The sequence below is a fragment of the Aquimarina macrocephali JAMB N27 genome, from assembly GCF_000520995.1.
Taxonomy (GTDB): Bacteria; Bacteroidota; Bacteroidia; order Flavobacteriales; family Flavobacteriaceae; genus Aquimarina; species Aquimarina macrocephali.
Genome location: NZ_JACA01000035.1, coordinates 25,962 through 47,622 on the forward strand (window position 1 = coordinate 25,962; position 21,661 = coordinate 47,622).

Genomic DNA, 21,661 nt, shown 5'->3' on the forward strand with positions numbered 1-21,661 from the left:
CTTTATTACATTTTATAAGTTAAACCAAGTCCAGGAGCAAATGCGCTGGATTTATATGTTCCTCCAAAAGATTCTCTACCACCAGTCGAGTTTGTACCAAAATCATAAGAAGCATCCACCTCTTCAAATCTTAAATAAAAGAATGAAGCATCAATAGCTAGCTTAGGTGTTACAGCAAAACTCAAACCACCAGTGAATCCATCAGAGTCATTACGAGGCGTTTCTGGAGCAAAATAACCTGGTTGCACTGGAGTTTCATCACGATAATACCCTGCTCTTAAGGTAATTTTATTAGTCGCCTGATACTGCAATCCAAGTCGGTATACTGAAGAATTTTTATAATTACGTGGGTTTACTGAATTAGAGCCATTACCAAAAGTAAGATCTAATGATTCATATACATCCCAGAATTGTCTGTTATAATCAAATGCAAATACCCATTTCTCATATTCGTATGAAAGTCCTACAGTAAGCTCTGCTGGTAATGGTAGCTCTGCATTAAAAGTTGTAGTTCCATTAGCCGGTGCTGCAGGAGAATTTGGGAAATTCGAAAAAGTAGCTTCTCCTCCTTCAACTTCCATAATAATCTCACTACGATAGTTAAACCCTATATGAAAATCTTCGGTAGGATTAAACATTGCTCCTATACTCCATCCCCAATTAGTAACTCCAGAATCATCAACCGTAATATTGGAACGATTACCTTCTAAATCGGTTGTTGTTCTACTGGCATTACGATTAAAATTCACAGAACCCGTAACATAAATAGGTCCACCACCAATACTAAAATAATCAGAAATCTTAAACGATACTACTGGCTGTATATAGATTGCCGCTAATTCAATATTATTAACCAAATGAGAACCTGCCCAATCAGTCGGCCATTCTACTTCACTACCAAAAGGAGTATATACTCCCAAACCAATAGACATCCAATCATTTACCTTATAAGAACCATATAAATTAAGAGGAGTACCCACAGAACTATCAGTTTCTGAAGAAGTACCTAATCCTTGGTTTTGATATATTACATCTGTAAAAATCCCACTTACACCAACACTTACGTTTAATTTATTTTCTAAGTACACAAGACCCGCAGGATTAAAGAATACCAACTCAGCACTACTTACCACAGCTACACCAGTATGCCCCATGGCAATCGCTCTTTGTCCTTGCACACTAACTCTATATCCGCCTGCATACGTAACCAAAGTTACCGAGACGAACAGAATAAATAATAAAAGTTTTCTCATAATTAATTAGTATTGTTTGTTATGTTAGAATGAACTTGTCTACTTTTTTGTTTGTGAGTAAAAAATTTTGGCAGTTAATCTAGAACAAAAGGTTTTTTAAGGGCTTCACCAAGACATATTATGGTAAAGACACAAAAATTTAGAGGCCAAAATGTAAAATTCGTAGGTAAACAAAAAGTTTAGATAAGTTCTACATTAAAATTTGATTTTCCAAATTTAATAGAAAATACCAATTATCCAACGAAATCATCAAAATATTATGCATACATAGCATTTTTTCTCTATTTTTTAATGAATTCTAACACTTCTTCCAAAAAATTCGTCGGGTTTTCGGCATGTAACCAGTGACCTGCGTTTGAAATTTCCCCGATTACCGAATTAGGGAATTGTTTTTTTATTCTGGCTTCATCTTCTTCCAAAATATAATTAGATCTTTCTCCTCTAAGAAAAAGAGCACGTCCAGAATAACTATATTGTTCTGGAAGTTCTACTCCTATTTCATAAGCATTTTCAATCAATGCTTTTAAATTTATTCGCAATCCGAGCGCCCCTTTATCTATCCAGTACAAATTTTTAAGAAGGAACATTCTTACTCCTGCATCAGGCACATATGCACTTAACTCCTGATCCACTTCTCCTCTGGATTTTAAAACTTCAAAATCTAAAGCACTTAATCCATCCAAAACATCCTGATGATGCAATGGATAATATTTTGGTCCTATATCGGCTATAATTAGATGATCAATCAAATTAGGATATTTTGATGCAAAAAGCATTACCGTCTTCCCTCCCATGGAGTGTCCCAAAACATTACAGTTTTGCAAATGATGTTCTTCACAATACGTTGCTAAATCATCTGCAAGTATATCATAACTAAACTCATTACTATGAGGACTTCTTCCATGGTTTCGTTGATCTACCAAATGAACCTGAAATCCTTGTTCAGAGATTTTCTTTCCGAGTGTTTTCCAATTATCTCCCATCCCTAAAAATCCATGAAGGATTATAAAAGGTTGCCCTTCGCCAAAAACATTTGCATGTAACTTCATATCTACAATTTATTTTAATCGATGCAAATACATATTAACTACATTTTCTAATCCCAGATATATAGATTCACTTATTAAAGCATGCCCAATAGAAACTTCAAGAAGTCCAGGGATATTTTCTTTAAAAAATTTGATGTTATCTAAAGAGAGGTCATGACCTGCATTTACTCCAACCCCAAGGTCTATTGCTTGTTGAGCACAAACCGAGTAAGGCTGTATCGCTTTCAAGTTTCCTTTAGCATATTCTGAAGCAAATTCTTCAGTATACAATTCAATTCTATCTGCTCCCGTAATTGCAGCACCTTCTATTATCTCAGAAACAGGGTCTACAAATATTGAGGTTCTAATATCATTACGTTTAAACTCAGATATTACTTCTTTTAAAAAACCTTCATGTTTTTTTGTATCCCAGCCCGCATTACTTGTTATAGCATCCACTGCATCAGGCACCAAAGTAACCTGTGTTGGTTTAACAGCCAATACTAACTCTATAAACTTAGGGATTGGGTTTCCTTCTATATTATACTCTGTACTTACAATTGGCTTCAGATCATATGCGTCCTGATATCGTATATGTCTCTCATCTGGTCTTGGATGTATTGTAATTCCTTCTCCCCCAAAATTCTGGATATCGGTAGCTACTTGTATTAAATTCGGAGTATTTCCTCCTCTTGAATTACGTAAAGTTGCAATTTTATTAACGTTAACACTTAACTTTGTCATGGTTTTTGATGTCTTTTACTAAAAAAGCAAAAATACAAAGTTGAGAACGCCTTGATTGTATATTTTTTGATTATTTTGCATAATATAGCCCCCAAAAGTTATGAAAACGAATTTATACATAGTTAATGAAATAGAACCTCTTGATGTATCTGTCAAAGTAACAGAGGCACAATTGCTATTCAATGAACTTACTTATACCCATTTTCCAGTTATAAAACAGAATATATATCTAGGATGTATCTCTGAAGCAGATATCCGATGTTTTGAAACCGACAAAACTTTGGATGCGTATCAATACGCCCTTGAAGGATTTTATGTAAGAAAAGATGATAACTGGTTGGATATTCTAGAATCTTTTGCACAGAATAATTCTAATATTATGCCAGTACTTGATGACAACAATAGTTATATAGGCTTTTTTGAACTTGGTGATATTATAAACCTTTTTAATGAAACCCCGTTTCTTAGTGAGCCTGGTAATATTTTAATAGTAGAAAAAGGTGTTCTGGATTATTCTTTTAGTGAAATTTCACAAATTGTAGAATCTAATAATGCCAAAGTGTTGGGGTTATTTATATCTAATATGGAAAATGATGTTGCACAGATAACATTAAAAATTAGTGATAGTGACATTAACAATATCGTACAAACATTTAGAAGATATAGCTATAATATTGTTTCAAAACATCAAGATGATACATTTTTGACAAACCTTAAAGAAAGATCCCAATATTTAGCAAAATACCTTAATATTTAGAACAGTTTACCTAATCCAATACTAACACAAATCAAATTATAATGAAGATCGGTATATACGGCCAGTTCTATCATAAAAATTCGGGAATCTACATCCAACAGTTATTAGAAACTCTTGACAAAAATGGTGTAGAAGTTGTAATTGAGAAAAATTTTCTCGAATTGATAAATCTTCATGATGAAATAGATAAAACATATTCTCATTTTAGCACTTTTGAGGAACTAGATACATCTTATGATCTTTTTTTTAGTATCGGAGGGGATGGTACTATTCTCAAAACGATCACCTATGTTCGAGATTTAGGAATCCCTATTGCGGGTATCAATACTGGAAGACTAGGTTTTTTGGCAACCATTCAAAAAGAAGAAATTAAAGATACTATAGCACTCATCCTTGACAAAAAATTTTATATTTCTTCAAGAAGTCTCGTAACGATAGAAACTTTACCAGCAACTGAAGAATTCGGAGTATTAAATTTTGCTATGAATGAGATCGCAGTAAGTCGAAGAAATACAACCTCTATGATTACTGTGCATACAAGTCTTAACAATGAATTCCTTACTTCATATTGGGCAGATGGCTTAATTGTTTCTACCCCTACCGGCTCTACAGGATATTCATTAAGTTGCGGTGGCCCAGTAATGATGCCTGATGCAGAAAGCATGGTACTCACTCCTATTGCTCCGCATAATCTTAATGCAAGACCTCTTGTTATACCAGATAGTCAAGAAATCAAATTACAAGTTTCGGGAAGAGAAGACACCTATTTGATTTCTTTAGACTCAAGAATACATACACTACCAAATGAAGCTACAGTAGTTATTAAAAAAGCTCCTTTCAAAATCAACATGGTAGTTCTTCAAGATGATAGTTTTCTAAAAACGTTGCGTAAAAAGATGCTTTGGGGGGAAGATAAACGCAATTGAACAATAAAATGTGCTAAAAAGTGTTTTTTATTCATACTATTTTACTCAAATTCTTGTGTACTAAAGTTAATTGTTATATTTGCAAACTTTTGAAAATCTATGAGATACTTAGCATCACTTATAATTGTTGTATTTTTTATACAACCAATCGCATCACAAACTTACGAGGTAGGTTTGATGGCCGGAGGAGCTAACTATATAGGAGATGTAGGATCTACATACTATATTTCGCCTAATAATGTTGCTTTTGGAGCTATCGGAAAATGGAATCGAAGTAAACGACATGCTTTTAGAGCTTCATTTTTATATGCCAAACTCAATGCTAATGATGATAAAGGAGGTGACAGAAGAAAACAAAGAGGATTAAGTTTTAGTAATTCTGTAAAAGAAATATCGCTAGGAATGGAATTTAATTTCTGGGATTGGTATCTTTACGACGGAGAATCCCAATTTACCCCTTATCTATATACAGGAATCACCACATTTAATTATGGTGCATTAGCTGTTGATGCGAATAATCAAATCGACGCGTATGCCGATAAATGGAGTTTCGCAATCCCTATGGTTTTAGGGATTAAAAAAACATTAGGTGAAAATTTTGTATTTGGCGCAGAAATAGGTGCTCGATACACGTTTACTGATAACCTTGATGGCAGTAATCCTGATGATAGATTTGGAACAGGATTTGGTAATTTAAATAACAATGACTGGTATGTATTTACAGGTATAACACTATCGTATACCTGGGGTAGAATACCGTGTTTTTGTGCTTTCTAAAAATGATTGATAAAAAACAATTAAACACTAATATCCCACAGCACGTTGCCATTATTATGGATGGTAATGGGCGATGGGCCAAAAAGAAAGGTCTATTTAGAGCCGTTGGTCACGAAAACGGAACTAAAGCTGTTAAAGAAGCTGTAGAAAGCAGTGCCGAAATAGGCATTAAGTATCTTACACTTTATGCTTTTTCTACAGAAAACTGGAATAGACCAAAACTTGAAGTAGATACCTTAATGAAACTTTTGGTAAGTTCCTTAAAAAAGGAAATCAAAACACTTCAGGACAATAATATTAAACTTAATGCTATTGGAAATTTGCAGTCGCTTCCCAAAAAAGCGAGAGTAGAACTTTTAGAAGTTATCGAAAAGACCAAATCCAATACACATATGACGCTTACTCTGGCTCTGAGTTATGGAAGCAGAGAAGAGCTTATAAAAACTATCCAAGAAATAAGTATTAAAGTTAAAAATGGTGTAATTTCGCCACATCTTATAAATGAATCAGTCATTAATGAGCATTTGTACACAAAAGACCTGCCTGATGTGGACTTATTGATACGTACCAGTGGGGAACAACGTATCAGTAATTTTTTACTATGGCAAATTGCGTATGCAGAATTATATTTTACAGAAATTTTATGGCCAGACTTTAAAAAAGCCGATTTATTCGAGGCCATATTCAATTATCAAAAAAGAGAAAGAAGATTTGGAAAAACTAGTGAGCAGCTCAGTTAAAGAAATGACAAAAAAACTACCTATTACGTATTTTACGTTACTCGCCTTATTAATATCAACATCACTTTCTGCACAAAATTTACCTGGTGCTAACGGGAAAGAATACATTATTGGAGATATTAAAGTTACCGGGATTACCAGTTACAATGAAAACACAGTAATTACTTTTACTGGCCTTAGAAAAGGAGAGCGTGTTTTTCTTCCGGGAGATCGGATAAGTAAAGTCATTAAGAAATTGTGGGATCTCGAATTATTTAGCGATATTAACTTTTACATTAGTAATGTAGAAGGAGACGTTGCTGATCTCGAAATTAACATACAAGAAGTACCTGAGTTAAACGAAGCCCGTATTCAAGGAATTAAAAAGCGTAAATCCGAAGAGTTAATTAAAGACAATGGATTAACCAAAGGTGCAAAGGTTACAGAAAACCTCATAACTACAACTCGTAATTTTATTACTAATAAGTATAAAAAAGACGGATTCCTAAACACTAAAGTTGTTGTTAACACCATTCCTATTAAAGACACAGTTGCAAGCAACAAGGTAAATATGGTTGTTCTGATCGACAAAGGAGATCGGGTTAAGGTTGATAAAATCAATATAGAAGGAAACGAGCAACTTTCTGATGCTAAGGTGCGTAGAGCAATGAAAAACACCAAGCGTAAGAAATTTTTAAGATTCTGGAAACGATCAAAATATATCCGAGCAGATTACGAGGAGGATAAAGATAATATCATTACTAAATATAAAGAAAAAGGATATCGAGATGCTCGTATCACCTCTGATAGTTTGATTATAGAAGATGATAATAGTGTATCGCTTAATCTTAATCTTGAAGAAGGTAATAAGTATTATTTTGGTAATATTACATTTCTAGGTAATAGCGTATATACCGACAGAGAATTAGCTCGACAGCTCGTTATTAAAAAGGGAGATGTGTATAATGGCGTTCTTCTAGAAAAACAAATTGCAGATAATAGTAAGCCAGATGCAAATGATCTTACCAATTTATATCAAAATAATGGGTATTTATTTTCTTCTATTGATGCAGTAGAAACAAAAGTATACAATGACACTCTTGATTTTGAAATCAGAGTACGTGAAGGAAAATTAACCTATTTTGATCATATTACCGTTACCGGAAACGATAAAACAAATGATCATGTAATTTATAGAACACTTAGAACCAGACCAGGTCAACGTTACAGTAAGGATCTTGTAGTACGAACCGTTCGTGAATTGGGGCAATTAGGATTTTTTGATCCAGAACAACTAGAACCTCAATTTCAAAATGCAAATCCTCAAGCTGGAACTATAGATATTAATTATCCTGTAGTAGAAAAAGGATCCAGTCAAATTGAGCTTCAAGGTGGTTTTGGAGGAGGTGGTTTTGTAGGAACTCTGGGACTAGCTTTTAGTAACTTCTCAATACGTAATATTTTTAACAAAGAATCTTACAGTCCTCTACCAATGGGAGATGGTCAAACTCTTAGAATCAGAGCTCAGGCCAGTAGATTTTTTCAAACCTATAGCCTTTCTTTTGTAGAACCATGGCTGGGAGGAAAAAGACCATATCAGCTCTCTACATCATTCTCTCACACCATTCAGTTCTTGCTTAACAATAGAACGCGTAAAGTAGATAGAGACAGTAAATTCCTTATTACCGGTGGATCAATAGGAATAGCCAAAAGGTTAAATTGGCCCGATAATTACTTTACATTATCTCAAGCCATCAGTGTAAGACATTATAATCTTAAAAACTATAACACCCGATTATTTACTTTTGGTAATGGATCTTCTAATGATTTATCCTATACCATTGGTATCAATAGAAATAATACAACTGTAAACCCAATTTTTCCAACGGGTGGATCAGAATTTAATCTTGTTGCCAAACTTTCTGTACCCTACTCTCTTTTTGATGGGGTAGATTACGGTGAATTAGCAGATCGTAGAGATTCTTTAGAAGAAGAAAGAAGTAATCTCGATAACACAAATTCGAGAGATCTTGTAAGAAGTGCAGAAATAGGCACTGAGATTGGAGAAATCGATCAGGAGCGTTTTAAATGGCTAGAATACTATAAACTTAAATTTGATGGTACCTGGTATACAAGTTTAGTTAATATAGGGAAAAAACCTCTAGTTTTAAAGACAAAAGCAGAATATGGTTTTTTAGGTGCATATAATAATAATAGAGGTAATATTCCTTTTGAACGTTTTTTCCTGGGAGGAGATGGATTAGGGGCTACAAGTCTTGATGGGCGTGAAGTTGTTTCATTAAGAGGATACCCAAATCAATCTATTACACCTCAAAGTAGAACTAATAATCAAGATTTTGATGCCGATGGGGCAACAATTTATAACAAATATTCGTTAGAGCTTCGTTATCCTATAACACTAAAACCCGCAGCATCAATATATGTGCTAGGATTTTTGGAAGGTGGAGCTTCCTATGATAGCTTTAAAAGTTTCAACCCTTTCCAATTAAGTCGTTCTGCTGGAGCAGGTTTACGTATCTTTATGCCAGCATTTGGGTTATTAGGTATAGATTTTGGGTATGGTTTTGATCCTATTCCGGGAACAAATCAGGCTAATGGATGGGAAACCCATTTTATTATAGGACAACAATTTTAGTTTTGGCACGATTATTTCTATATACACACAAAGTTATGAAAACAAAGGGTCTTTTACTAGTTGCAGCAGTCAGTTGGCTATTTTTCACAAACGCAGTACATGCACAGAAAGGTATTAGGATTGGCTATATTGATATGGGCTATATTCTGGAAAACGTTCCAGAATACAACGAAGCTTCTTCTGAACTCGAAACCAAAGTACAAAAATGGAAAGTTGAAATAGAAGCTGAACTCAAAGAAGTTGAAGAAATGCGTAAAGATCTTAATAATGAAAGAGTCTTGCTTACCAAAGAACTAATTGAAGAAAGAGAGGAAGATATCTTTTTTAAAGAAAAAGAGATATTAGAATATCAACAAAAACGATTTGGTCCAAATGGAGATCTTTTTATTCAGAAAAAAAGATTAGTTCAACCAGTACAGGATCAAGTTTTTGTAGCTGTCCAGGAGATTGCAAAAAACAAAAAGTATGATTTTGTTTTTGATAAATCAGCAGATCTTGTGATGCTCTATTCTGCAGATCGATTCGATATAAGTGATCAGGTATTGCTAAGAATAAACAGAGCTTCAAAAAGAAAACAGCTCAATAGCAAAAAAGACAAGAAAGCTCTGGAAAGAGCCGAAAAAAGAAATGTAGAACAAGAAACAGAAATATCAGATAGAGACAGAGCAGCTCAAAAAAGATTATCAGAAAGAGAGCTACTTCTTAAAGAACGTAAAATCCAAAGAGATTCTATAAGAGCTGCAAAAAAGAAAGAGTTTGAAGCAAGAAGAGCAAGATTATTAGAACTACAAAAAAGAAAAAAAGATTCTATTAATGCTTTAAAAACTCAAAAAGAAAATCTGAAAAATAATGATTCATCGTCTGGTTCTGACAATGATTAAAAAATTAATTTTTATAAATTTATAACACCTTTTAATATTACTTACAAATGAAACAATTTAGAACATTACTAGTAGCTATTGCACTTATCATAGGAACCTCAAGTTTTATGAATGCTCAATCTAAAGTAGCGCATATCGCGTCGCAAGAGCTAGTAGAAGCAATGCCTGCTTTTAAAGCTGCAAAAAGTGAGATCGAAAAATTGAACAAGACCTATGATGCAGAAATTAGAAATATGGTGTTAGAATTACAAAACACTATCAAAAAATATTCTCAGGAAGCTGAAACTAAAACTGACGAGGAGAACTTAAAAAGACAGCAAGAAGTACAGGCTACAGAGAAAAGTATTAACGATTATAGAACAAATGCGCTTCAGGATCTTCAGAAAAAAGAAATCGAACTAATGAAGCCTATCTATGAACAAGCACGTACATCTATCCAAAAGGTAGCAAGAGCACAAGGTTTTCAATATGTATTAGATTCTACTACAGGAACCGGAGTAATTATGGCTGATGGTAAAAACCTAATGGCAGATGTAAAAAAAGACTTAGGTATCTAACAGTTTTACTTTAAACTTTAAATAAAAATAAAAAAAACAGTGAGATGACATCTCACTGTTTTTTTTATTTTTGGGATAAACTATTATGTAATTATGCAAGATCAACCTATTGGCATATTTGACTCAGGTGTTGGTGGAACAACAATCTGGAAAGAAATCGCCTCTCTATTGCCTAATGAGGACACTATCTTTCTGGCTGATAGTAAATATGCTCCTTATGGTAAACGTAGTAAAGAAGAGATTACCGCATTAAGCATTAAAAACACCGAAAAACTCCTTGATTTAAATTGTAAGATCATTGTGGTTGCATGTAATACTGCGACTACAAATGCCATAAAAACGCTACGATCCACTTACAACATACCAATTATTGGCATTGAGCCAGCTATAAAACCGGCAGCTATTAATACCAAAACAAAAAAAGTAGGTGTACTTGCTACAAAAGGTACTTTATCTAGTGAGTTATTTGTCAAAACATCAGATCTGTACACTCAAAATATTGAAGTCATTGAAGTCATTGGCACTGGACTGGTGGAGCTTATTGAAAAGGGCAAGATAGATACGGATGAAATGTATTCATTGCTTCATTCTTATATTACCCCTATGCTTAACAAAAATATAGATCATTTAGTCCTTGGATGTACACATTACCCCTACTTAATCCCACTTCTAAAAAAAATGCTTTCCGACGAGATTATAATTATTGATTCGGGAGAAGCGGTTGCACGACAAACTAAAGCTGTGTTGATTGCAAATAATCTTTTAAATCCAAACCCCAAAATAGGCAAACATACTTTATATACTAATGGTAATGTAGACATACTAAAGAATATATTGCATGAAAATACGATTACGTATACTGCTAAAACTTTAGACTTTTAATTTTTATAAGACATAAACTTAAAAAAGATTGTCTAAAAAATAATGTTCTTCATTTTTATAAGACATAAAGCAACAAATTAGTTCTCAAAAAGACAATAAATAGATTACTTCTAGACAATCTCCATTTCTTTAACTTAAAAGAGGATTAGCAGTAAATAGGTCCGCTAATTCCACCACCACCAGTACCGCCACCGCCAGTGCCTCCACAATTATTAGTGTAACACGTTTGCCCCGGTTGATTACCTTGTCCAGCACAACTGTGTAATGATGGATTACCTGTTCCTCCAATAATAGCTTTAGAGGCTAGGTTAGAAATTTTAATTTTTTCTAGAGACAGTTTTTTTAACGATTCTCTTTTTTTCATTATCTTAAGTTTTTGTAGTTAATAATACCGGATATTACAAATTACAACAACTAACGCTTGTTTTCTTAGCGTCTTTTAACAAAAAAAATTAGAATTTCATAATTATGGACTATGATTATTTAAAATAATTCAATAATGTTCCTTTTTTAGAAGAAGACACAGCCAATTCTTTGCCCGAAGCAAGTACAACGCTCCCTCCTTTCCCCTTCCGATATCGCGTTATTTTACTCACATTCACCAAATAGCTTTTATGAGTTCTTACAAATCCGTGAGTATTTAGGGATTCTTCAAAATATTTCAGCGTTTTGCTTACTAGTTTTTGACCTTTATCCAAGTAAATTTTGGTATAGTTATCGTCAGCTTCGCAATATAGAATATCACAAATCTGTAGAACTTCAAAACCATCTTGCTGTGGGATCGTGATTTTACCTTCTACCGTAGTCACTTTAGGAACTAAAACAGTGTCCAAAAGAGCGGCTTCCCGTTGCTTGATATAACTTACATGATCAACGGCTTTGATAAGGTTATCAATTGCAATAGGTTTTAACAGGTAATAGGTTGCCTGAGCATTTAAGGCATCTACCGCATAATGATCATAGGCAGTTACAAAAACAATTTCGAATGCGCGATCAGGCACTTGCTCCAATAAATCAAATGCATTACCGTAAGGCATTTCTACATCCAAAAACAACATATCAGGAGTATAAGATTCTAGCAGGACTAATGTTTCTTTTACACTGGCAGCTTCTCCCAAAATAGTAACCGAAGGGCAATATTTCCCTAAATAATTTCTAAGTATGGCTCGGCTATTAGCTTCATCATCTACTATGATTGCAGTTAAGTTCATTTACTTGTCTTTCTTAAGAATTAATTTTACCTGGGTTCCTTCTGTATTATCTAGGTCTGATATAAAAACATCTACCTTATCTTTATACATTTTATTAAGGATTGCAATTCTCTTTTTGATATTGCCCATCCCTCTGGATTTTTGAAGTTTTTGATTTTGCGTTTTCAATTCTTTAGACTTTTTACGCCCTATTCCATCATCAGTAATTATAATTTCAATACTCTCTGATGTTTCTTTTTGAAAACGTATGGATAACAAGCCCTTTTCTGTTTTATATCGTAGCCCATGCCATACAGCATTTTCTACATATGGTTGCAATAACATAGGAGGAATCATATATTCATTAATGTCGATTTCTGGATCAACCTCAACCGTATATTCAAATTTATCCTGAAACCTAAAATGCTCTAACTGCACATATAACCTTAAAAGTTCTATTTCTTTTTCTAGAGGAATAAAATCCTCTTCACTATTCTCTAAAACAGCTCTCATCAATAACGAAAAATCAGTAAGGTATCGATTTGCGGTTCTTTCATCACTCGTAGCTATAAATGTATTTACAGAATTTAAAGCATTAAAAATAAAATGAGGATTCATTTGGGAGCGTAGTGATTTTAATGCTAAAAGGTTATTTGCATACCGTTGTTGCTTCATATTACGATACATTAAATACGCAGCAAGAAGTAATAAAACTGTTAACCCTATTAAAAAATAAATTACAGTTTGTTGTCGTATACTTTGTTGATTTGCTATTTCTTGAGAAGCAAATGCCAATTCGTATTTTGCCTCATTTAGCTCTCTGTCTTTCTCTAGCGTGGTAATCCTATTTGCTCTCTGCGCTAACTCTCTACTAAAACGAGCTGCTTGTGATATCTCCTGATCTTTTTGTATATATAACTTATCGATGATGACTTCATATTCTTCAAAGGCATCTGAAGCTTTTTTTAATTCTCCTTTTTCCCGATAGACTTCTCCCAGTTTTCGGGTGGCATCTTTTTGAACAATTAGATCATTTTTTGATTCTGCTTCCTTAATACTTTCTTTCAGATATGGAATAGCTTCATCATATTCTTCTTGCGCAGCAAAGGCACTAGCAATTTTATAATTCTGTACCTGAGTAGTTAAAGAATTATCTTCTGCCGTTGGACCTTCATTTTCATTAGTTTCCTCGATCTCTTCGATATCCTCGAGTGCTTCTTTTCTTAATTGTATTTCTTTACCGTAGCTATTACTCTTATTATAAAAATCTGCTGCAGCCGATCTTTGCCGTGCCGATGTCTTTTTATCCTTTTGTTGTGCTAACTGTACCGAATTATCCAAATACTCCTCAGCATCTCTAATGTTTCCTTCCTCCTGTAACACTTCGGCTAGCTTAGAATTTAATAAGATCACTCTATCATCCAGTTTTTTTCTCTGGCTTATAGAAAGAGCTTTATTATAATTGGTAATAGCATCAGGGTAATTTTGTAGTCCTTTATAACTATCTCCTAAACCTTCATAGACAATAGCTCTTTGAGTATTATTTAATCTAGATTGCTGTAACTGGTCAAAAGTATTTAAAGCCGCCTGATAATTTTTACCTTCTAATCGTGCATTAGCCAATTTAATTTTTACATCAGTGCTATATTTATTTTTAAGACTCATGAGATAATTACTTTCAGCAAGATCGGGTTGTTTCCAATACTTATAAATATCTGCTAATGACTCAAACAATTCGGCTTTTTTATCATCTGACGAAGGATCATCATCTCGTATAGTCTCTAAAGCATTAGTGATATATTCTATACTTGTAGCAGCATCCTTTTTTAAAGTACTTTTTGCTGCTTTTAGATTTTTCTTATACCGAGACTCGCTTTTTTGTTTTGAAACCGATGGTGATTTAGCCTCCCGAGGATTATCATGTACTTCAATATCAATTTTTTGATCATCTTTGATCGTATATCGAATTGTATTAAAACTATCATGAGTAATTACAAGTTCGTCTCCAACACGGGCTTCTATTTTAAAATTACCAAAAATATCAGTTGTTACCGTTCCTTTCCCTAGTACAGTTACGTCCACATCTCTAACTGCTTTTCGAGTACTCTTTTCTTTCACAGAACCTTTGATACTCATTGATTCTGATCGCGCCCTTCTAGCACCATCTTGTCCCAAAACCAATACAGGCAGGAACCAAAGAAATACTATTATCAAACCAATCTTCTTCATTATATACTATTAAAACAAGGTAAACTTAATCCATTTAAGTGGGATAATAAAATTCGGATCTTTTGATTATACTGTTTTACAGCAGCTTTTTAGCAGAAAAAAGAAACTTCCCTAATTAAAAGGGTAAGTTCCCTCATTCACTTTCTCTAATCCCTCATTTTAGATTTTTAGTCAAAAAAGTTAGCTATAGTTTTATCCAAAATTAAAAAAGGGAAACTATGAAGACATTTTTTACATGGAGTATATTATGTTTACTTGTTACTATTTCTTGTAACGCAAATAATAAATCGAACTCCGATCTCGCATTTCAAAAAGAAAAAAACCACCTGATACAGACTACTAAAACTGATCCGAATACGCGTAACATACAAGTAGCTTTACTATTAGACACCAGTAATAGTATGGACGGTCTTATTGACCAGGCTAAGGCTCAATTATGGGAAATCGTAAACGAACTTTCGTATGCTAAATGCGGACATAACAAAATAAAGTTGGAAATAGCGTTATATGAATATGGTAATGATGGATTACCATCTCAAGAAGGTTTTATTAGACAGGTATTACCGTTTTCTGATGATTTGGATGAGATATCAAAAGAACTTTTTGCACTTACTACCAATGGAGGAAACGAATATTGTGGTAAGGTGATCAATACTTCAATTAACCAATTAGGTTGGAAAAAAAATAATGATCACTTAAAATTAATTTTCATAGCGGGTAATGAACCGTTTACTCAAGGTCCTGTGGATTATAAAGATGCAGCTACAGATGCATTAGAAAAAGACATTACAATTAACACTATTTTTTGTGGTAATTACCGACAAGGTATCGAGACGAGGTGGAAACACGGAGCAGATATCACAACCGGAGAATATAGCGCCATAGATCATAATCGTGAAACCATACATATTGCAACACCATATGATGATATTATTCTCGAGCTCAATCATAAACTAAATAGCACGTATATCTATTATGGCCATCAAGGAGCTCAAAAAAGACAATTGCAAGCCGAACAAGATAGTAACGCAAGATCTTATAGCTCTGCTAATGCTGTAAGCCGAACCGTTAGTAAGAGCTCTGGTTTCTATAAAAACAAAAGCTGGGATTTAATTGATGCTGCAGAAGACGAGGCTTTTGAAGTAGAAAAAGTAGCTAAGGACGAATTACCAAAAGAGCTTAAAGGAAAATCTAAAGCCGAGTTAAAGCAATATATCGCAGAAAAAAGTACAGCACGTAAAGAGATACAACAAAAGATTAAAGAGTTAAATAAAAAGCGTGTATTATATATTAAAGACAACAGTAAAAAAGATGATACAAATCTCGAAGCTGCTTTACTAAATGCAATCAAAAAGCAGGGAAGAAAAAAATCTTTCTCCTGGGAAGAATAAATTCTAAAATAATAATGCATTCAAAGAAAAATAAATATTCAAGATGAAAACAGTTATTAAAATAATCATACTAATTCTAATACCCATATCCATGCAGGCGCAGCAACAAAAGAAGTTATCAAAATCGAATGTTGATTATGAATCTTTTCTGGAAATATCTGAAGAAATTTTAGAATACAGGAAAGAACGATTAATCCCTCTGGAAACTTTTCTAAAGTATATGACAGATGAGAACACTATTTTATTAGATACTCGCTCTGAAAGTGCTTACAAACAAAAACATCTTAGAGGTGCTACCCACATCAATTTTTCTGATTTTACAGAAGGCAAACTGGCAAAGAAAATACCTTCTAAAGAAACTCGAATTTTGATTTACTGCAATAACAATATTGATGGAGATTCTATTAATTTTGCTTCTAAAAAGGCTCCTTTGGCATTAAACATCCCAACATTCATAAACCTCTATGGATATGGTTATAAAAATGTATACGAATTATCCTCTTTGGTTCCTATAAAAGATCAAAGACTACAATTCGATGGTACTTTTACCAAATAAAAATAGAAATGCCTGCAGATTTGCAGGCATTTCTATTTTAAGTAATATTTTTTATGCTTTGATTAGTTTTTTGAATTAACGGCAGGACAATTACAGTTCCATCTTTCTTTACGTTTTCCAAAATCGTATCCAAGAGTAATTTGGTGAAAACCTCCATTACTAACGACTACCGAGTTTAATTGATAACTATAGGTATACCCAGCCATCCATTTTTTATAATTAATTCCTAAAAATGGGGTTATGTATTGCAGTTGCTGGCTCTCTATCGAAGTACCATCCTGAGAAAACTCTGCTCCATCCAGACTACGTCTGTAAGATATCCCTCCCCATAAAGTACTGGAGCTAAAATCCCGGTACACTTTTAAATTAGCATCAATAGTACTTTCTTGAGTTTCATCTGTAGCTTGATACATGATAGATGGCTCTAAACTCCAAGGAGTAGCGCCAATGCCAAATAAATATCCTAAAGAAAAGATATATCTACGTTGATTATTAGATTCTCGTATTGGTGTATCATTATCAAAAATATCACGAACAGTTGGTAATATATTTTTAACAGTAATATGAGCATACCACTCTAAAAAGTTATAGGATAATCCTACATCTACATTATAATATACATCTTTTTGTACTCTATCCAGAATTACAGGATCAGGATCAAAAGGATCATCAAGACCTCTTAAATCTACATTAGATTGTATTAAGCCGGCACTAAGACCAAAAGATAACATGTTTAAATCTGTTCTATCTCTAGAAAACAAAAGATGGTAAGCATATGTTAAATACAGTCCTGTTTGAGAAAACCTTCCATTTTCATCCCTATATACAATTCCTCCTAAACCAGATTTCTCACCAGTTCTAAAATTAATATTTAAAGTCTGTAAATTAGGAGCATTATTCACATCAAACCATTGCTTTCTAGCGGTAAGTCTAATTTTATTAGCGTTTGATGCACCAGCCATTGCAGGATGTATCAAGTACAAATTATCAGAAAGATAATCAGAGTATACAGGAATACCTTCTTGCGAAAAGACAAATGGAGATACTAGTACAAATACTACTACATAGAATGTTTTTAAGTTCATTTGAGCACTATCATTTTAGGGGCTAAAATAGAATTTGTGAATTCAATCTAAACTATTAAAAACAGTTTATATTGTGAGGCTTCACCTTAATTTTTAAAATAAATCATTGTATTTCAATTGTTCCAAAGATATAAATTTTTGTCAGAATACAAGATTTATACTTTTTGATACCAAAAAAAAAAAAGAATTCACAATCTCTCGCACGTTGTTATTTTTAACTCATTGATAGACATTAGAAAAAATCTTTGACCATAATATTTTACACAAACACAATTACATTCATACAATATAACAATGTCTAACTTAGATTTTGTGATGAATTATTTTAGCAGGTAATTTTATCATTCTTTATATTTCTACAAGTATTACTAATGCAATAAAAAGAACCAAAATCATACACTTTCTTTATTTACATTTATTCAAGATTAGTTAAAAATTGTTAGCATTACAAATACACTACTAATATCGTGTTGCTTTTTAGTAAATTTGCAAAAAAATAGCGCATGGAAAAGAATTTTGAAATAAAAATAGAAACCACTTCAAATCCAGGTATTGTTAAGTTTGAAGCCAATTACTTTCTAACACAGCATACCAGTTATGAGTTTGAGAATATAGATCAAGCCAAAAATGCTCCTCTTGCACAACAGTTGTTTTATTTACCTTTTGTAAAAAGAGTTTTTATTGCACAAAATTTTGTTGCTATAGATAAGTATGATATTGTAGAATGGTCCGATGTGCAAGAAGAAGTTGCCCAACAGATCAAAGATTATCTCAATAGCGGTCAGCCTATTGTTATTGAAACCGAAGATGAAACCACAAAAAAAGTCCCTATTACTATCTATGCAGAGAGCACACCTAATCCTGCTGTGTTAAAATTTGTAGCTAATAAAAAATTAGTTACTTCGGGACATGAATTTAAAAATATCGATGATGCCGGTGAAGCCCCTTTGGCACAAGAATTATTTCATTTTCCATTTGTTAAAGAAGTATACATTGATGAGAATTATATTTCTATAGGTAAATATGATATGGCAGACTGGAATGATATCACTACAGAGGTCAGAGATTTTATACGTAATTATCTGGAGCAAGGGAAAGAAGTTTTAACTGCCAATGCGGCTGCTACAAAAGGAGAAGTAGAAAAACAATCTGATTTAGATTTTGAAAACCTCGATGATGTTTCAAAAGATATTGTAAATATTATTGAAGAATACATAAAACCAGCTGTAGCCAGTGATGGAGGTAATATATTATTTGATTCTTATGATCCAAAGAGCAAAGGTGTAAAAGTTGTTTTACAAGGTGCTTGTAGTGGGTGCCCTTCTTCTACTTTTACATTAAAAAACGGAATCGAAAACATGTTGAAAGAAATGCTAAAAGATAAAGTAGAGTATGTAGAGGCTATAAATGGTTAATACTGTTCATAAAAAACCTTAAAAATAGTCTTTTATCTATTCTCTATCATATTAAATTATCCATATACTAATACCAAAACACCTAATCATACACTTTTTAATACATTTCAAACTATTGATTATAGATAATTTATAAAACCGACATATATTAGCTACTTAAAAGAAGTACAAACTATTTTTATTAGTGTAAGTTAAGAATCATCCCACGAAAATATTTTTTGGGTTTTGAATGATGAAAAAATCACTCAAAGTCAATTATTGATATAATGTATGACAAAAACAAACATAATAATGTCCAGCATTTTATAAATAACGCTCTCGATAATTTAGAGTTATTTAAAGGATCATTTACATCTCATCAATTTAAACCTCATTTTCATGAAAGTTATACTATAATTTTTATGGATTACGGTATTGGTGATTATTCTAACGATTCTTCTAATTTCATTTTATCCACTGGCTCAATCCTTGTTTTCAATCCCTATGAAGTACACACAGGGAAACCCGTGAATAATTCTCCATGGAACTTTCTTACTATGTATGTTCCAATTGGAATCATGAAAAAGGCTATGGACACTCTAAATCTGCCTATAGAGTTACCTGTTTTCAAAGAAAACATTATAAACAATAAGGTATTATTCAAAAAAGGAAAAGCCGTATTTCCGAATTTGATTTACAATCAACATAATCCAAAGTCCGAATGTTTACTCATGGACTTTCTTAAAGAGCTTATCCAAAGGTATGCGTATACTGAAATAAATAATGAACCAATTTCAGAAAAACTTATTGTTGCACGGCAAATCAAAGAATATTTACACGACCATTATCTAGAAGAAGTTTCGACACATGATCTTTCTAACTTAACAGGCATTTCAGAATACGGATTGATCAAATCTTTTAAAAAACAATATCAGCTACCTCCGCATCAATATTTAGTAAATCTTAGAATAGAAAAAGCTAAAAAACTACTAACAGAAAGATTATCCGCAACAGAAGTTGCCTACCAATCTGGTTTTTTTGACCAAAGCCATTTTACCAGGCATTTTAAAAAAATAATAGGTATTACCCCTAAACAATTTGCCAATAAGGTTATTACTTAAAACATTCCCTTACAGACTACAAAGCACCATTCTATCTCTGTTTTCACTTTATAAAATCGATACAAATATTCGGTTGCAATTTTGTACTATTTTTTCAATTTTATTCTTCACAATTTGCATCCGTAAATTTTTGATTCATAAAATCTTATACGTCAAAAAAATACAGTAACCAAAATCCGATGCTCAATATTGGATGTAATATGCTAAAAAAAGAAAATATGGTACAAGATATTCAGGACAATGAGATAAAAAACCTTATCGCAGAAGAAACAGAACGTCAAGAACATGGAATAGAACTAATTGCCTCAGAAAACTTTACATCTAAGCAGGTTATGGCGGCCATGGGTTCTTCTCTAACCAATAAATATGCAGAAGGGCTTCCTGGAAAAAGATATTATGGCGGTTGTGAAGTAGTCGATAAGGTAGAGACACTTGCCATAGATAGAGCTGCAAAACTCTTTGGAGCAGAATGGGTAAATGTACAACCGCATTCTGGAGCACAAGCAAACGCAGCTGTAATGCTAGGCTGTCTTAATCCTGGTGATAAAATACTAGGTTTTGATCTATCACATGGAGGTCATCTTACTCATGGATCACCGGTTAACTTTTCTGGTAAACTTTATCAACCAAGTTTCTATGGAGTAGAACAAGAAACAGGTCTTATCAACTGGGATACCGTTGCAGAAACAGCAGAAAGAGAAAAGCCTAAATTAATTGTTTGTGGAGCATCTGCCTATAGTCGTGATTGGGATTATGAAAGATTAAGAGCTATTGCAGATCAGACAGGAGCTTTATTATTGGCCGACATCTCTCATCCGGCAGGATTAATTGCTAAAGGTTTACTAAATGACCCTATAAAACATTGTCATATTGTAACAACCACAACACACAAAACATTGAGAGGCCCAAGAGGAGGAATGATCATGATGGGGCAAGATTTTGAAAATCCATGGGGTCACGCTACCAAAAAAGGAGTAATCAAAATGATGTCTAATGTTTTAGATATGGCTGTTTTCCCTGGAACTCAAGGAGGACCATTAGAACACGTAATCGCAGCAAAGGCAGTTGCATTTGGCGAAGCGCTTACAGATGACTACAAAGTATATGTAGAACAAGTAGCAAAAAATGCCAAAGCAATGTGTGCCGCTTTAATAGAAAGAGGGTATGATATTATCTCTAACGGAACCGATAACCATATGGCTCTTATTGATCTGCGATCAAAAGACATCACAGGAAAGTTAGCAGAAAACACTTTAATAAAAGCAGATATTACAATTAATAAAAACATGGTGCCTTTTGATGATAAATCACCATTTGTAACATCTGGTATGCGATTAGGAACATCAGCTATTACTACCAGAGGAATGAAAGAAAATGATATGTATACCATGGTTGGTTTTATAGATGAAGTATTATCAAACCATGATAATGATGCTAAGATTTCATCTATCAAAACAGAAGTAAATAACTGGATGAAAAAATTTCCATTGTATAAATAAAAACAATCTAGCGGAT

At 33.2% G+C, this 21,661-nt stretch carries 20 protein-coding genes; 13 read left to right on the top strand and 7 right to left on the bottom strand.

All coding sequences use genetic code 11. The annotated features are described in order from the left end of the window. Positions 1–5: 5 nt before the first annotated feature. From Z054_RS0118665 to Z054_RS0118675, 3 genes are all read right to left on the bottom strand, one after another. On the bottom strand, positions 6–1,253 hold the full coding sequence (locus Z054_RS0118665; RefSeq protein WP_024771563.1) for an OmpP1/FadL family transporter: 1,248 nt from the start codon (positions 1,251–1,253) through the stop codon (positions 6–8). A gap of 281 nt (positions 1,254–1,534) precedes the next feature. Further along, positions 1,535–2,302: an alpha/beta fold hydrolase gene (locus tag Z054_RS0118670; RefSeq protein WP_024771564.1), complete on the bottom strand. Its 768-nt coding sequence runs from the start codon at positions 2,300–2,302 to the stop codon at positions 1,535–1,537. A 9-nt stretch (positions 2,303–2,311) separates the two neighbouring features. Then, complete coding sequence (locus Z054_RS0118675) at positions 2,312–3,025, bottom strand: pyridoxine 5'-phosphate synthase (RefSeq protein ID WP_024771565.1); 714 nt, start codon at positions 3,023–3,025, stop codon at positions 2,312–2,314. A 100-nt stretch (positions 3,026–3,125) separates the two neighbouring features. Here Z054_RS0118675 and Z054_RS0118680 point away from each other — a divergent pair, with 100 nt between their 5' ends. From Z054_RS0118680 to murI, 8 genes are all read left to right on the top strand, one after another. Next, on the top strand, positions 3,126–3,782 hold the full coding sequence (locus Z054_RS0118680) for a CBS domain-containing protein (protein WP_024771566.1): 657 nt from the start codon (positions 3,126–3,128) through the stop codon (positions 3,780–3,782). Between the two features lie 41 nt (positions 3,783–3,823). Further along, positions 3,824–4,708, top strand: a complete 885-nt coding sequence (locus Z054_RS0118685) for an NAD kinase (protein ID WP_024771567.1) — start codon at positions 3,824–3,826, stop codon at positions 4,706–4,708. A gap of 99 nt (positions 4,709–4,807) precedes the next feature. Next, positions 4,808–5,485: a type IX secretion system protein PorG gene (porG, locus tag Z054_RS0118690; RefSeq protein ID WP_024771568.1), complete on the top strand. Its 678-nt coding sequence runs from the start codon at positions 4,808–4,810 to the stop codon at positions 5,483–5,485. A gap of 2 nt (positions 5,486–5,487) precedes the next feature. Further along, positions 5,488–6,225, top strand: a complete 738-nt coding sequence (locus Z054_RS31075) for an isoprenyl transferase (RefSeq protein WP_024771569.1) — start codon at positions 5,488–5,490, stop codon at positions 6,223–6,225. A gap of 4 nt (positions 6,226–6,229) precedes the next feature. Next, positions 6,230–8,860, top strand: a complete 2,631-nt coding sequence (locus Z054_RS0118700; RefSeq protein ID WP_084050467.1) for a BamA/OMP85 family outer membrane protein — start codon at positions 6,230–6,232, stop codon at positions 8,858–8,860. Between the two features lie 35 nt (positions 8,861–8,895). After that, positions 8,896–9,741, top strand: a complete 846-nt coding sequence (locus Z054_RS0118705; RefSeq protein ID WP_024771571.1) for an OmpH family outer membrane protein — start codon at positions 8,896–8,898, stop codon at positions 9,739–9,741. Positions 9,742–9,788: 47 nt separating this feature from the next. After that, positions 9,789–10,298: an OmpH family outer membrane protein gene (locus Z054_RS0118710; protein ID WP_024771572.1), complete on the top strand. Its 510-nt coding sequence runs from the start codon at positions 9,789–9,791 to the stop codon at positions 10,296–10,298. A 90-nt stretch (positions 10,299–10,388) separates the two neighbouring features. Continuing rightward, entirely contained in the window at positions 10,389–11,180 is a 792-nt protein-coding gene (gene murI / locus Z054_RS0118715; RefSeq protein WP_024771573.1) for a glutamate racemase, read from the top strand. Between the two features lie 145 nt (positions 11,181–11,325). Here the strand turns inward: murI and Z054_RS0118720 are convergent, their stop codons facing one another. The 3 genes from Z054_RS0118720 to Z054_RS0118730 form a co-directional block, all read right to left on the bottom strand. Continuing rightward, positions 11,326–11,544: a hypothetical protein gene (locus tag Z054_RS0118720; protein WP_024771574.1), complete on the bottom strand. Its 219-nt coding sequence runs from the start codon at positions 11,542–11,544 to the stop codon at positions 11,326–11,328. A 115-nt stretch (positions 11,545–11,659) separates the two neighbouring features. After that, the gene (locus tag Z054_RS0118725; protein WP_024771575.1) at positions 11,660–12,391 is read right to left on the bottom strand and encodes a LytR/AlgR family response regulator transcription factor; all 732 of its coding nucleotides are present in this window, start codon (positions 12,389–12,391) and stop codon (positions 11,660–11,662) included. Continuing rightward, positions 12,392–14,599, bottom strand: a complete 2,208-nt coding sequence (locus tag Z054_RS0118730) for a histidine kinase (RefSeq protein ID WP_024771576.1) — start codon at positions 14,597–14,599, stop codon at positions 12,392–12,394. 218 nt (positions 14,600–14,817) lie between these two features. On the opposite strand from Z054_RS0118730, the gene Z054_RS0118735 reads away from it, so the two are divergent. Continuing rightward, entirely contained in the window at positions 14,818–15,990 is a 1,173-nt protein-coding gene (locus Z054_RS0118735) for a vWA domain-containing protein (RefSeq protein WP_024771577.1), read from the top strand. A 43-nt stretch (positions 15,991–16,033) separates the two neighbouring features. After that, a complete protein-coding gene (locus Z054_RS0118740; protein ID WP_035092652.1) occupies positions 16,034–16,546 on the top strand; it encodes a rhodanese-like domain-containing protein in 513 nt (170 codons plus the stop codon). A gap of 62 nt (positions 16,547–16,608) precedes the next feature. Here Z054_RS0118740 and Z054_RS0118750 read toward each other — a convergent pair whose 3' ends face one another. After that, positions 16,609–17,631 (bottom strand): PorP/SprF family type IX secretion system membrane protein, encoded by a 1,023-nt coding sequence (locus Z054_RS0118750; RefSeq protein ID WP_024771579.1) that lies wholly within the window; start codon positions 17,629–17,631, stop codon positions 16,609–16,611. Between the two features lie 503 nt (positions 17,632–18,134). Here Z054_RS0118750 and Z054_RS0118755 point away from each other — a divergent pair. From Z054_RS0118755 to Z054_RS0118765, 3 genes are all read left to right on the top strand, one after another. Then, positions 18,135–19,046, top strand: a complete 912-nt coding sequence (locus Z054_RS0118755; protein ID WP_024771580.1) for a NifU family protein — start codon at positions 18,135–18,137, stop codon at positions 19,044–19,046. Between the two features lie 266 nt (positions 19,047–19,312). Then, a complete protein-coding gene (locus Z054_RS0118760) occupies positions 19,313–20,146 on the top strand; it encodes an AraC family transcriptional regulator (protein ID WP_024771581.1) in 834 nt (277 codons plus the stop codon). Between the two features lie 200 nt (positions 20,147–20,346). Further along, complete coding sequence (locus Z054_RS0118765; protein ID WP_167549789.1) at positions 20,347–21,645, top strand: serine hydroxymethyltransferase; 1,299 nt, start codon at positions 20,347–20,349, stop codon at positions 21,643–21,645. Positions 21,646–21,661: the final 16 nt, after the last annotated feature.

Bases quoted from the DNA above. Each gene is read 5' to 3' on its own strand.
- Z054_RS0118710 (WP_024771572.1), top strand. From the start codon at position 9,789: ATGAAACAATTTAGAACATTACTAGTAGCTATTGCACTTATCATAGGA.
- Z054_RS0118720 (WP_024771574.1), bottom strand. From the start codon at position 11,544: ATGAAAAAAAGAGAATCGTTAAAAAAACTGTCTCTAGAAAAAATTAAA.
- Z054_RS0118685 (WP_024771567.1), top strand. From the start codon at position 3,824: ATGAAGATCGGTATATACGGCCAGTTCTATCATAAAAATTCGGGAATC.
- Z054_RS31075 (WP_024771569.1), top strand. From the start codon at position 5,488: ATGATTGATAAAAAACAATTAAACACTAATATCCCACAGCACGTTGCC.
- Z054_RS0118700 (WP_084050467.1), top strand. From the start codon at position 6,230: ATGACAAAAAAACTACCTATTACGTATTTTACGTTACTCGCCTTATTA.
- Z054_RS0118755 (WP_024771580.1), top strand. From the start codon at position 18,135: ATGGAAAAGAATTTTGAAATAAAAATAGAAACCACTTCAAATCCAGGT.
- Z054_RS0118680 (WP_024771566.1), top strand. From the start codon at position 3,126: ATGAAAACGAATTTATACATAGTTAATGAAATAGAACCTCTTGATGTA.
- Z054_RS0118730 (WP_024771576.1), bottom strand. From the start codon at position 14,599: ATGAAGAAGATTGGTTTGATAATAGTATTTCTTTGGTTCCTGCCTGTA.
- Z054_RS0118665 (WP_024771563.1), bottom strand. From the start codon at position 1,253: ATGAGAAAACTTTTATTATTTATTCTGTTCGTCTCGGTAACTTTGGTT.
- Z054_RS0118760 (WP_024771581.1), top strand. From the start codon at position 19,313: ATGTATGACAAAAACAAACATAATAATGTCCAGCATTTTATAAATAAC.
- Z054_RS0118740 (WP_035092652.1), top strand. From the start codon at position 16,034: ATGAAAACAGTTATTAAAATAATCATACTAATTCTAATACCCATATCC.
- Z054_RS0118725 (WP_024771575.1), bottom strand. From the start codon at position 12,391: ATGAACTTAACTGCAATCATAGTAGATGATGAAGCTAATAGCCGAGCC.
- Z054_RS0118670 (WP_024771564.1), bottom strand. From the start codon at position 2,302: ATGAAGTTACATGCAAATGTTTTTGGCGAAGGGCAACCTTTTATAATC.
- Z054_RS0118735 (WP_024771577.1), top strand. From the start codon at position 14,818: ATGAAGACATTTTTTACATGGAGTATATTATGTTTACTTGTTACTATT.
- porG (WP_024771568.1), top strand. From the start codon at position 4,808: ATGAGATACTTAGCATCACTTATAATTGTTGTATTTTTTATACAACCA.
- Z054_RS0118705 (WP_024771571.1), top strand. From the start codon at position 8,896: ATGAAAACAAAGGGTCTTTTACTAGTTGCAGCAGTCAGTTGGCTATTT.
- Z054_RS0118675 (WP_024771565.1), bottom strand. From the start codon at position 3,025: ATGACAAAGTTAAGTGTTAACGTTAATAAAATTGCAACTTTACGTAAT.
- Z054_RS0118765 (WP_167549789.1), top strand. From the start codon at position 20,347: ATGCTAAAAAAAGAAAATATGGTACAAGATATTCAGGACAATGAGATA.
- Z054_RS0118750 (WP_024771579.1), bottom strand. From the start codon at position 17,631: ATGAACTTAAAAACATTCTATGTAGTAGTATTTGTACTAGTATCTCCA.